Genomic DNA, 12,697 nt, shown 5'->3' on the forward strand with positions numbered 1-12,697 from the left:
TTTTAATAAGTAATTTATTGTTTCTTTTGATGTGCTTTTAAAGCTTTATTATATTCTCTATCATCTTCACTTATGTACATTTCAATACCACCCCTAGAGCTTTCTGTACCTAGATGATGTTTGTCTGTTTGGTAGGTGAAAAGTTCGAGAGCTTTTTTCTTATATAACGCCTTAAATTGATCCCAAGTAAGTGTTTTTTTTGTTTTAAAAGGATTCTTTAATGCGCCTAACTTAATTTTATTATTTTTAATACTAATAGTTTTAAAGGCTATAAAATTATCGGTAGATTTAAGCTCCAAAATCATACCAGGTAAACCATCATATTTCCAAGGGCCTCCAACAGGAAGTTCTGTGCTAAACCAAGCTTCGTATTTTCTTCCTCTAAAATCCATAGAAGCCAATTGACAACTAAAACCTAAAATTTCTTTCTTTTTATTCTTAATAGCCCAATTAAAAATAGTTAAACTGTCTTTAACAACAAAGGGTTTATTTATTATCTGGTGCTTGTAGAAAAATTCATTTTTACCATAATTTTTAAAAACGGTACCAACATTCTTGCCTGATAAATTAAAAAATATAGGAGAATCATTATCTTTTTCTTTTACTAAAGAGGAATTTGATTTTTTAACATTACTTTTTTTCTTGTAAATTGATTTATTATATTCAATAAATTTGGTATATTCATAAGTAGCTACTAAAGGATTGTATAGATGATCTAGATTCAATGTTCTTTCGTATTGTATTTGATATACACTTATAGAATCTTGTTGTGAATAGATAGAATTAATACCAACTATAATAAGACATAATGCAAATATTTTTTTTATCATAATAATTTTAGTTTTATAAAAAAAAGGAGGTTAGGTTTTAAATAACCTTATACCTCCCTAACATTTTTTTAATTATTAATTCCCTAATTCGCTTACTAAATCATTAGCTACTTTTAGTGAATTAGAATGACAATTAGCTCTAGCTGATGCTCGTGAACTACCAAAACCAAGACCGCTAACTGTGTAAGATTCACCTGTATCACTATTAGTAACAGTTCTAGTACAAGTAGACATCCACATGTCTGCTTGTTTGTTATTCATTAACTCAACCTTAACAGTTTTAATTTCTTCTTTTTTTACAGAATTGTTAGCAAAAGTTATAGAGCTAACTAGCATAAAAGCTAAAGTAAATATTATTTTTTTCATTATTTGTGTTTTTTAAATTAGTTAATAAATTTATATGCAACATTTATTGCATTTAAAACAATATTTATACTTTAGAAAAACGTTTTTCTAAAGTATAAGTGTATCTAGAATAATTTAAAAAAGAATGGTCGCAATTTATATATACATTCTTTTTCTACCGGCAATTTTTAAGTCAGAATTGATCAGATTCTATTTAAAAGTTTTCAAATCTAAAAAAAAAAAAAACTCAAAAAGCAAAATAAAATGTTATTTTTTATAAATATCTTCTACTGAATAATATTATCTATTTTTACAAAACTAAAAATAGATAAAATCAAATCAATTATATGAAAAAAGCATTGGTAATTTCTGGAGGTGGAAGCAAAGGAGCATTTGCAGGCGGTGTAGTTGAGTTTTTGATGAAAGAAAAGAAAAATGATTATGATTTGTTTTTAGGAACCTCTACAGGAAGTTTAATGGTTTCTCACTTAGCTTTAAAAAAACTAGACGCTTTAAAAGAATTATATACCAATGTAAATCAGAATTCTATTTTTAGTAACAGCCCTTTTAAAATAACAAAAGTTCATGGAGAAAAAGTTATTTCTATTCGCCACATAAATACTTTTTGGAATTTTTTAAACGGCAGAAAAACTTTTGGAGAGAGTAAAAATTTGCGAAAACTTATAAAGAAAAATGTTACACGCGAAATGTATGACGAAATTCTAAAAAACAACAAAGAAGTTGTTGTAACGGTTTCTAATTTAACAGCAAATCAAATAGAATATAAAGCTATTTCTGAGTGCAGTTACGATGATTTTTGTGATTGGATTTGGGGTTCGTGTAATTATGTGCCTTTTATGAGTTTACTAGAAAAAAACAGTTGTCAATATGCAGATGGAGGTTTTGGTAGTTTAGTACCAATTAGAGAAGCAATTTTGCGAGGAGCTAAAGAAATAGATGCTATTATTTTAGAAACGGAGGTTACTCAGATTAATAGATTACCTGCTAAAAACCCATTTACGTTAATGTTAGATGTTTTTGATTTTATGCTCGAAAATGTAGAACGTCATAATATTACTATTGGTAAATTATCAGCAAAACATCATGATGTAAAGCTTAATTTATATTATACACCAATCGTTTTAACAACGAATTCATTGGTTTTTGATAAAGAAAAAATGAAAAAATGGTGGACATCGGGATATCTATATGCAAAAAGATTAGATGATGAAAAAATGAGCCAATTTAGACCAGAAATGATCGCAAATAAAGAAATAGAAGAAGGTTTAGAAAACGAATAATTTATGCAATTCGGAAAAGTAAATAATCCTGGGTTAATAGATTATACGTTGCCAATTACCAACATAAAAACAAAAGATGTTTTAAAATTTGTAGCTACTAACCAAAAGCAAAACATATATGTTGGTTGTGCAAAATGGAATAAAGCCGACTTAAAAGGGTTTTATCCGAAGAGAACAAAAGATGAATTAGCATATTATTCGAAACAGTTTAACTCAATCGAATTAAATGCAACATTTTATCGCCTTTTTTCAGCAGAACAGTTTGAAAAATGGAAATTAAAAACACCTAAGGGATTTAAGTTTTTTCCGAAATTAACACAAGACATTAGTCATTTTAAACGCTTACAAGGCACTCAAGATTTTGTAAATTTGTTTTTAGATAATTCAGCACATTTACAAGATAGGTTAGGAACTATTTTTTTACAAATGCATGCTGATTTTGGACCAGAAAACTTTAATACACTTAAAAATTTTGTAATTAGTTGGCCAAAAGGAATTCCGTTAGCGATAGAAGTTAGGCATGAAGAATGGTTTTCAAACTCTACTGTTTTTGATGAATTTACTCAATTACTACAAGAAAACAACATAGCAAACATATTAGTTGACACATCGGGTAGGCGCGATATGTTGCATATGAGTTTAACAAATAACGAAGCTTTTATACGATTTGTAGGAGCAAATCATCCGTCGGATTATGAACGTTTAGATGCTTGGGTGCATCGCTTAAAAGAATGGAGCGATTTAGGATTAAAAAACATACACTTTTTTATTCATCAGAATATAGAAGAGGAATCACCTTTGTTGGCTGCTTATTTTATTAAAAAATTAAACCAAGAGTTAGGAACAGATTTAAAAGTTCCGAATGAAAATATACAACAACAAATGAGCTTGTTGTAAAGTGAAAAATCCAGCTTTAAAAGCTGGATTTTTCAATTATTTAAAAATTTATAATACTATATGTTATGATCATAACCTGAAACAAGTTCAGGTTGACAAAATTGATTTACTTTAAATCGATATACATATTGTTATAATCACTGTATTTCATGTTAGAATTCCACTGTGGACTATAGTTGGTATTTATTTTTTTAGGTAAAGAAACTCCTTTAGCACCTGTGGTAATATATTGAATAGCTCTTTCTAATAAAGGTTCCGTAGAATCACCAATTACACCCAAATTACCAGGATCTTCTTCCATAAGCACTTCGGGAGTAAATCCATCAGGCTTATTTTCGCCATCTACATTCTGAATTTCTAAAACAATTGGTTGCATTGCATACGTATGATTTGTTTTAAAATTAGGGCCATTTCTTCTAAAGTCGTCAGAATCGTATAAAGTAATAGAACCTACATGTTTCCCATAAGTTTGCGCTCCTATTAATTTTACATCAATATAAGGAGAAAGTGCATTTATAATTAGTTCTGATGCCGAAGCAGTATTTTCTGATACAATAAAATAGATGGTGTTTAAATTTAAACTGTTAATAGTCTCGTTTAAAACAACATTACCATTACTATCTTTATTTAAAATTTTATCTGTAAAGTTATTAATTAAAAACTCAGGGTTTATTGCAGCTAACACTTTGCTATTCCATACTTCTTTAGCATATAATTGGTCTTTAAACTGACCAGTAACCATGCTTCCTAAATATACAGCTGTTTGCACAGAACCACCACCGTTGTATCGTAAATCGATTACTAAATCGGTAATAAGTGGCGATTTAAACTTTGCAAATTCAGCATTTAATTCACCATCAAAATCACTAGAAAATTGGTTGTACATTAAATAACCAATAGTATTGCCACCATCAACAATTACTTTTGCTTCTTTAATTGGGCTTTCAGTTATTATTGATCTGGTTAATGTAATCGTTGTTCCGTTACTAACAGGGTTCCCTGCATTGTAATCGGCCAATCCCACCGTAAAAGAATTAGTGCTAAAAAGCGAATTTACATTAGCTCTTGTTAAAGAGGTTCCGTTTACTTCGGTAATTAACATTCCTCTAACAACACCTTTCGTTTCTGCATCAGAATTTTTTACCACATCGTATACATACACATAATAATTATTAGAACCATCTGCAAAATCAGCTCCTCTAACTTTCATTCCTGTTGTTTGACGCGTACCTTCAAAAGATTCTTCTAAAGCAATGTAATCATCAACAATCCAAGAATAAGTTCTGTTTGGATCTTTTGGATACTCATTAGGTAAAAACAATAAATTGTTAAATAAATTCTCAGGACTTCCTGCTTCAGATAAATAACTATATAATTCTTGGTCGTTATTAAAACGCCTGTCTAATAAATCAGCAACATCACTTTGCCATAAATAATAAGCGTTTAATCCTTTCCAAACAAAATTTTGAATTTGAACGTCGGTAGGCGTGTCATCTTTTTCACTACAAGAAACTATTGATAGTAGTAAAAAAACAATAAGAGAGGCTTTAAGTATTTTCATAAGGAATATATTAGCTTTAATATCAACGCAATTTAATGATTAATATTATTTTTTTAGATTTTGATGTAACAAACTTATAACTACCTCGTCGTAGTTATGTAAACCTGATAGTTAAGACGGTGTTTTAATACTAAGTTTACAAAACTAACCAACTAAACCATGAATCAATCAGACTTTTTAAAAGTTGTACTACCATTTAAAGACAAGGTCTTTCGTTTGGCAAAAAGACTTTTAGTTTCTACCGAAGAAGCTGAAGATGCTACACAAGAACTGGTTTTTAAATTATGGAGGAACAAAGAAAAACTGTCGGGCTATAAAAATGTAGAAGCATTTGCAATGACGATGACAAAAAATTATTGTTATGATCGTTTAAAATCAAAGCAGGCAAGTAATTTAACATTGGTTCATAGTAATTATAAAGAAAAAGAAACGTCTTTAGATAAAAAAGTAGAATATAATGACAGTGTAAGTTTAGTACACAAATTGATTGATAAATTACCAGAACAACAAAAAACAATTATTCAATTAAGAGATGTAGAACAATATGATTTTGATGAGATATGTAAAATGGTAGATATGAAACCAACTGCTGTTAGAGTAGCCTTATCAAGAGCAAGAAAGACAATTAGAGAAGAATTAATAAAAAAACACAACTATGGAGTTAGCTAACATAGATAAATTAGTAGAAAAATACCTTAACGCAGAAACTACTTTGCAAGAAGAGCAAATACTTCAAGAGTATTTTACGTCGCCTAACGTGGCGCCGCATTTGCAAGAGTACAGTATGTTGTTTGGTTATTTTAAAGAAAGTAAAGACGAAACGTTTACCAAAACCATTCAGTTAAAACCTGAGAAACCTAAGAAGAACTGGAAATGGTTATCGGTAGCAGCGTCAGTAGTCTTACTATTTAGTGTATTTATAGGTAATGAAAAGTACCAAGAACATCAGCAAAGAAAAAAGTTTGCGCAAGTAACAGAAGCGTTGCAACTGCTTTCAATCAATTTAAACAAAGGAAACGACGCATTATATGCGGTTTCAAACAACTTAAACAAAGGAACTGATGCTTTACAATACTTAAACACCTACGAAAAAACAGTAAACAAAGTAATAAGCAAAGTAAATTAATAACAAAAAAAGTAAAACCAAGTACTTTATAAATTAAGACAATCATGAAAAAAATAATTATAATATTCGCATTCGTATTCACGGCAAACTTAAGTTTCGGACAATCAATATTTGATAAGTTAGAAGATATAGACGACGTTTCATCAGTAGTTGTAAACAAAGACGCTTTTGAAATGCTATCGAAATTTAATGTAGGTTCAGAAGATAATGAAGCTGTTGAAGTTTTTAATATAGTAAAAGAATTAAATGAGTTAAAAATATTTACTACAGAAAATACAAGTGTTGCTTCGCAAATGGAAAGCATGGTAAAATCTGCCGTAAGTAAAAGTAATTTAACCGAATTAATGCGTATCAAAGACAAGGATTCTAGAGTTAAAATTTACGTTAGAACAACAAAAAACAAAGATTTTGTTAGTGAAGTTTTAATGTTCGTAAAAGATAAAGGATCTAAAAAAGGTGGAGTAGAATCGGTTATTGTTTCTTTAACAGGAACTATCGATATTAATAAAATGTCGAAACTAGCAGAAACATTTTCGAAAGATAATAATGTAAAAGTAAAAGTTAGTAGCAAGTAATACTTTCTTTAATATAGGGTTAAGAAATAAATTTTTTAACCCTATTTTTTAAACCAATTCAAAAATAAAAAATACAATGAAAAAACTATTTATATATTCATTACTAGCAATCTCATTTGTAACGGTTTCATGTAAAAAAGAAGCTTCATTGCAAAGTTATTTAGTAGACAGTCAAGATAAAAAAGGATTTATAACTTTAGATGTTCCTGCGAGCATACTACAGTTAAGTATGGATAAAGCATCGGAAGAAGATAAAAAAGCATTCGAAAGCATTCGCAAAGTAAACTTAACGGGTTTACCTTATAAAGATGCTGATGAAGCAACTTATGAAGAGGAAAAAGATAAGTTAAAAGAGATTTTAAAAGGATCTGATTATAAAAAATTAATCAACTTTAAAAAAGATGGTATGCATGCTACAATCTATTATTCAGGTGAAACTGATGCTGTAGATGAAATTATTGCCTTTGGTTATGGTAAAGAAATGGGAGTAGGTATTGCACGTATTTTAGGTGACAATATGAATCCAGGTAAGATTATGCAGATGATGCAGAAAGCAAAAGTAGATGGTGGTGATTTAGATTTAAGTAAGTTTAAAGCGCTGTTAGGAAATACAATACCAATGAAAAATAAAAAGCAAGTTACTGAAGAAGATACAGTAGAAGCTTCTAACTAAAAAACTAGTATAAAATAACTAAAAGCCATCAATTTATTGATGGCTTTTTCTTTTTAACGACTCATTAACAAGCCTCCCAATAGATTTGCTTATTTTTGATGCTCAAACGAAAGTATTTATGAAGTTTCAAAAAACCCTTACACTAATAGTTGCACTTTTTACGGTATCCTTTTTTGCGCAAGTAGAGAATACGTATCGAGGAGAAAAAGATAAAATTCACGATTTAATTCACACAAAATTAAAGGTTGATTTTAACTTTAAAGAAAAACAACTGAATGGGGAAACATGGCTAACAGTAAAACCTCATTTTTATGAAACAGGTAAATTAACGTTAGATGCTAAAGCAATGGTTATTCATAAAATAACAATGAATGCTAAAGTGTTAGACTATAATTACGATAATTATAAGTTGATAATCGATTTACCTCGCATATATAAACGAAATGAAGAATTTACCATTTATATAAAATATACAGCTCGTCCAGAGAAAGTACAACAAAAAGGGAGTGCAGCGATTACATCAGCCAAAGGATTGTATTTTATAAATCCAACTGGTTTGGATAAAAACAAACCAACACAAATTTGGACACAAGGTGAAACCGAAGCAAGTAGTTGTTGGTTTCCAACAATAGATGCACCAAATCAGAAAACATCACAAGAAATCTATATTACTGTTCCTAATAAGTATGTAACACTTTCTAATGGTAAGTTAGAAAGTCAAATAACTAATACAAACGGAACAAGAACCGATTATTGGAATTTCACAAAAAAACATGCACCGTATCTATTTTTTATGGGAGTAGGAGAGTATGAGATTGTTAAGGATACGTATAAAAATATTCCGGTAGATTATTATGTAGAAAAAGAATACGCTCCTTATGCGAAGGAAATTTTTGGTAAAACACCAGAAATGTTAGCTTTTTTCTCTAAAATTACTGGTATCGAATATCCTTGGAATAAATATGCGCAAATTGTTGGGCGTGATTATGTAAGTGGCGCTATGGAAAATACTACCGCTGTTATTCACGGAGAAAATGCCTACCAAATGCCAGGGCAATTAATTGATGAAAACATACAAGAAAATACAATTGCTCACGAAGCTTTTCATCATTGGTTTGGCGATTTAGTAACCGCAGAGAGTTGGAGTAATCTTACCGTGAATGAAAGTTTTGCAAATTACAGCGAATATTTATGGCGTGAATATAAATATGGAAAAAATGATGCAGATGCTCATTTACTAGAAGATACTGAAGCCTATAAAAACGGTCAAAATTTTGATAAACATTTAGTGCGTTTTAACTACCAAGACAAAGAAGATATGTTTGATGCGGTTAGTTATAACAAAGGTGGCGCAATTTTACATATGTTGCGAAATTATTTAGGTAATGAAGCTTTTTATGCAGGTTTAAACAATTATTTAAAGACAAATAAATACGGTACAGGAGAAGCACATCAATTACGATTGGCTTTCGAAAAAGTTAGTGGAAAAGATTTAAATTGGTTTTTTAATCAATGGTATTTTAATAATGGGCATCCGCAGTTAGAAATATCTTATGATTTTAATAAATTAAGAAAAACGGTTACTGTAAATATTATTCAGAATCAAGAGAACGAGTTTAAATTCCCTTTTGCGATAGATGTCTTTGAAGGTAGTAAACGAACAAGGCACACTGTTTTTGTAGAAAGCAAAGAAGCTTCTTTTACTTTTCCGTTTACAAAGCAGCCAGATTTAATTCAGGTAAATGCGAATGCAGTTTTGTTATGCGATGTAAATGAAAATAAAATATTGAGTGATTATATTCATCAATTAAAATATGCAGACAGTTATATGCATAAAAAAGAAGCTTTGATAGAGGTTGCAAAAAGACAGCAAGATGATACCAAAGCTTTTGATGCGATTACCAATGCAATGAATGATGAGTTTTATAAAGTTAGAATATTAGCGTTAGAAAACATTAATTTGGTAAACAAGAATTCTAAAAGAAGAGAGATAGAAACAATAAAGCAAATAGCAAACAACGATTCTAAAACACTTGTACAAGCAGCAGCGATAGAAACCTTAGGTAAATTAACAGATCCTGAGTTAAAAGCTGTTTTTGAGAAAGGTTTAACAAGTAAGTCGTATGCTGTTTTAGGAAAGTCGTTAGTAGGAATGTATTATGTAGATAAAACGTTGGCTATTGCAAAATCTAAAACTTTACCTGATGCGGTTAAAAAGATTATTGCAACGCCTTTAACACGTATTTATTTAGAAGAAAATGATGATGATGAATTAACTTTTATAGCAAGCAATGTAATGTCAGGTATGTATTTAAGTCAAAATAAAAAAATACAAACCTTGTATAAAAAGGCTTATGAAAAAATAGCAAAAAGTAATAATACAGCTGCTATTAAAAACTTAACGGATGATATTGTTTCGAAAGGAATTCAGTACAAACAATACAATTTCGATAAAGTAGGTATAAATTTGTTACGTCAAGTAGTGCAAAAACAAAAGACAGAAAACCAACCAAACAAAAATAACAACATTGAAATTGTTAAATTAGCAATGGCAAAATTATTAGAGTAAATAGATAAAAAAATAAATATATTGGCATTATAATTGCCTACTCTAAACAAACTGAAATACATGAAAAAAATTACCTTACAGTTAATCTTTATAGCTTTTGTTGCAATTTCTTGTAGTAGCATTAAAACAACTGAAAAAGCAATTAATTCAGGAGATTACGATAAAGCAATAGCATTATCTATTAAAAACTTGGCTAAAGATAAGTTTAAAGAAAAAAACCAGCCTTATGTTGTAATGTTACAAAATGCTTTTAAAAAAGCAAGTGATAGAGATCTATCTAAAATTGCCTTTTTAAAGAAGGAAAACAACGCTGAAAACTTAAAAACTATTTATGATTTATATAATCGTTTAAATAACAGACAAGAAAAGATAAAACCTTTATTGCCTTTAAAAAAAACACGTTTTAAATTAACGAATTACGACAATAATATTATTCAGTCTAAAGAAAATTATTCTGATTTTTTATATAAAAACGGAGTAGCATTCTTAAAAGAAGGTCGTCGTAACAAAATGAATTATAGAAGCGCTTTTAATGAATTACAGCACTTAGATAAGATTAATTCGAATTATAAAAACACCAGAAAATTAATAGAAGAAGCTCATGTTAAAGGAACCGATTATGTTTTTTTATCAGTAAGTAATGAAACCAATCAAATAATACCAAGAAGATTAGAAAATGATTTATTGGCAATGGATACTTATGGTTTAGATGATTTATGGACGGTTTATCATTCTAGAAAAAACAAACAAATTAACTACGATTTTGATTTAGAACTTAATTTTAGAAGAATTGATATCTCTCCTGAACAAATTCATGAAAAAGAAATTATAAAAGAGAAACAACTAAAAGATGGTTTTAAGTATTTAAAAAACACTAAAGGTGTTTACGTTAAAGATAGTTTAGGTAATAAAATTAAGGTTGATAATTTTAAAAATATTAGATGTAAATTATACCGTTTTACGCAATCTAAGAGCAGCAAAGTAATCGGGGTTGTTAAGTTTTATAATAATTCTACTGATCAATTAATAGAAAGCTTTCCTATTGAAAGCGAATTTATTTTTGAGCATAGTTATGCTAATTATGATGGTGATAGAAGAGCTTTAGATAAATCGTTTTTTAATTTAACAAAGTTAAAGTCGGTCAATTTTCCTTCAAATGAACAAATGGTATACGATACAGGAACGGATTTAAAGGAGAGGTTAAAGCATATTATTACGCGTCATAAGTTTAGAAATTAAATTTTAAATAAACACTATGAAAACTCCTGTTTTAAGCGGGAGTTTTTTATTTTTATAATCGATGGATTTATTCTCACAATTTAATGATTTGCCTGAAAACTTACTTCCCAAAGACGGGACTGTAAATTACTACGGACTAGTTTTATCTAGCATAAAAGCGGAAGCTTATTATAATAGGCTATTAGATTGCATAGAATGGAAAAATGATGAAGCTATTATATTCGGGAAGCAAATTTTTACCAAAAGAAAAGTAGCTTGGTATGCAGAAAAACCTTTCGAATACTCTTATTCTAACAGCACAAAAACAGCATTACTTTTTACAAAAGAATTGTTAGAGTTAAAGGAATTAGTAGAAAAAGAAACAAACGAAACTTACAATTCTTGTTTGCTCAATTTATACCACGACGGATCTGAAGGAATGGCTTGGCATAGTGATTGTGAAAAGGATTTAAAAGAACAAGGCGCTATTGCTTCTTTAAGTTTAGGCGCAGAGCGCAAGTTTGGATTTAAACATAAAGAAACCAAAGAAACGGTTTATAAAGTGTTAGAACATGGTTCTTTATTGGTAATGAAAGATGAAACACAAACGCATTGGTTACACCGTTTACCACCAACAAAAAAAATACACCGACCTCGAATTAATTTAACTTTTCGAACTATTGAGAAATAGGTTTTCATTAACGGTTTGTATAAGCTTTAGTTTTTTGGGATATCGAAGATTTTTCGTGTTATGACGGAAGTAAAATAGAAAATTTACAAGTTCGTTAGGAAACTCAGCTCAAATTGAGTTTATGCATTGTTGTGGTTAGTTTAATTCAATCCAATTTATTTCAAAACTTGAATTAGATTTTTTTCCTTGGAAAAAACTAATATTATTACTGTAGTTTTCAATAATAATTTTTCTGATTAATTCAATATTACTTTTTTCAGTTTTTACACCAAAATAAATTGCTTTAATATCTGTATCTATAAATTTTATTTTTCGTGATTCTTCGTTGAATAAATTATAATCAAAACTTCTAAGTTCTTGTTCATATTTCCAATTACTAGCTTTTGTGTAAATTAGATGGTATAAGGAATCTTTAGGCTGTTTTAAATATTGTGATTTATTGAATTTATCAGTGTAGTTTATATCTAAGGGGTTTATACCGAGTAATCTTTTATTTGTTTCAAACTCGATACAGAACCCTTTATGATTGTCTGCATAATGTGACCACATTAATATTGATTTGTTTGTTCTAGAAAAGCAGCAAATTCCAAGTTCTTCAATTTTAGTTTTTGTCTCTTGAAAGTTTTTTACTTGCTGTGGTTTATATCGTCCATTTTTTTTTGAAAAAGTAATTAAATCTAAACTACAATCAAAAGGGTCATTGAAATTAGAGTATTTAGAGAAATATAGATATTTTTCTCTTAGGCTGTCAAAATTGTGTTTTTCTAAGTTGAAATATTTAAATACACTTTCGGGAATTCCTTTTAAATCTCTTATTTTTTCAATATTTTTTTTAGAACTGATAGGATATGAATTTATTTTTCTCATAATAATTTAGGAATATTAGATACTCAATGGTAGTAATTAAGCAC

Annotated in this window: 13 protein-coding genes; 9 read left to right on the forward strand and 4 right to left on the reverse strand. The window is 29.0% G+C overall.

Annotated features, from left to right (window positions below):
- Positions 1 to 14: 14 nt before the first annotated feature.
- Together P2G10_RS11800 and P2G10_RS11805 are read right to left on the reverse strand one after the other, a co-directional pair.
- Positions 15 to 830, reverse strand: a complete 816-nt coding sequence (locus tag P2G10_RS11800; RefSeq protein WP_218772627.1) for a GLPGLI family protein — start codon at positions 828 to 830, stop codon at positions 15 to 17.
- A 75-nt stretch (positions 831 to 905) separates the two neighbouring features.
- Complete coding sequence (locus P2G10_RS11805) at positions 906 to 1,196, reverse strand: hypothetical protein (RefSeq protein WP_218772626.1); 291 nt, start codon at positions 1,194 to 1,196, stop codon at positions 906 to 908.
- 326 nt (positions 1,197 to 1,522) lie between these two features.
- Between P2G10_RS11805 and P2G10_RS11810 the strand changes: the two genes are divergently transcribed.
- Positions 1,523 to 2,476 (forward strand): patatin-like phospholipase family protein, encoded by a 954-nt coding sequence (locus P2G10_RS11810; RefSeq protein WP_275316786.1) that lies wholly within the window; start codon positions 1,523 to 1,525, stop codon positions 2,474 to 2,476.
- A gap of 3 nt (positions 2,477 to 2,479) precedes the next feature.
- Positions 2,480 to 3,373, forward strand: a complete 894-nt coding sequence (locus P2G10_RS11815) for a DUF72 domain-containing protein (protein ID WP_275316787.1) — start codon at positions 2,480 to 2,482, stop codon at positions 3,371 to 3,373.
- Positions 3,374 to 3,479: 106 nt separating this feature from the next.
- On the opposite strand, the gene P2G10_RS11820 is transcribed toward P2G10_RS11815, so the two are convergent.
- Positions 3,480 to 4,934: a S41 family peptidase gene (locus P2G10_RS11820; protein WP_275316788.1), complete on the reverse strand. Its 1,455-nt coding sequence runs from the start codon at positions 4,932 to 4,934 to the stop codon at positions 3,480 to 3,482.
- 159 nt (positions 4,935 to 5,093) lie between these two features.
- Here P2G10_RS11820 and P2G10_RS11825 point away from each other — a divergent pair, with 159 nt between their 5' ends.
- The 7 genes from P2G10_RS11825 to P2G10_RS11855 all read left to right on the forward strand — a co-directional run bounded on the left by P2G10_RS11825 (position 5,094) and on the right by P2G10_RS11855 (position 11,786).
- Entirely contained in the window at positions 5,094 to 5,603 is a 510-nt protein-coding gene (locus P2G10_RS11825; protein ID WP_218772622.1) for an RNA polymerase sigma factor, read from the forward strand.
- Positions 5,590 to 6,060, forward strand: coding sequence for a hypothetical protein (locus P2G10_RS11830; RefSeq protein ID WP_275316790.1), 471 nt, complete (start codon positions 5,590 to 5,592; stop codon positions 6,058 to 6,060). Before P2G10_RS11825 ends, P2G10_RS11830 begins: the two co-directional genes overlap by 14 nt.
- 44 nt (positions 6,061 to 6,104) lie before the next feature.
- A complete protein-coding gene (locus P2G10_RS11835) occupies positions 6,105 to 6,635 on the forward strand; it encodes a DUF4252 domain-containing protein (RefSeq protein ID WP_218772620.1) in 531 nt (176 codons plus the stop codon).
- 76 nt (positions 6,636 to 6,711) lie between these two features.
- Positions 6,712 to 7,308 (forward strand): DUF4252 domain-containing protein, encoded by a 597-nt coding sequence (locus P2G10_RS11840; RefSeq protein ID WP_275316792.1) that lies wholly within the window; start codon positions 6,712 to 6,714, stop codon positions 7,306 to 7,308.
- 118 nt (positions 7,309 to 7,426) lie between these two features.
- Entirely contained in the window at positions 7,427 to 9,877 is a 2,451-nt protein-coding gene (locus P2G10_RS11845) for a M1 family metallopeptidase (RefSeq protein WP_275316793.1), read from the forward strand.
- Between the two features lie 60 nt (positions 9,878 to 9,937).
- Positions 9,938 to 11,116, forward strand: coding sequence for a hypothetical protein (locus P2G10_RS11850; protein ID WP_275316794.1), 1,179 nt, complete (start codon positions 9,938 to 9,940; stop codon positions 11,114 to 11,116).
- A 61-nt stretch (positions 11,117 to 11,177) separates the two neighbouring features.
- Complete coding sequence (locus P2G10_RS11855; RefSeq protein WP_275316795.1) at positions 11,178 to 11,786, forward strand: alpha-ketoglutarate-dependent dioxygenase AlkB family protein; 609 nt, start codon at positions 11,178 to 11,180, stop codon at positions 11,784 to 11,786.
- Positions 11,787 to 11,921: 135 nt separating this feature from the next.
- Here the strand turns inward: P2G10_RS11855 and P2G10_RS11860 are convergent, their stop codons facing one another.
- Positions 11,922 to 12,653: a DUF2971 domain-containing protein gene (locus P2G10_RS11860; RefSeq protein ID WP_218772615.1), complete on the reverse strand. Its 732-nt coding sequence runs from the start codon at positions 12,651 to 12,653 to the stop codon at positions 11,922 to 11,924.
- Between the last annotated feature and the right edge of the window lie 44 nt (positions 12,654 to 12,697).

It is taken from the genome of Tenacibaculum bernardetii, from assembly GCF_029125915.1.
Taxonomy (GTDB): Bacteria; Bacteroidota; Bacteroidia; order Flavobacteriales; family Flavobacteriaceae; genus Polaribacter; species Polaribacter bernardetii.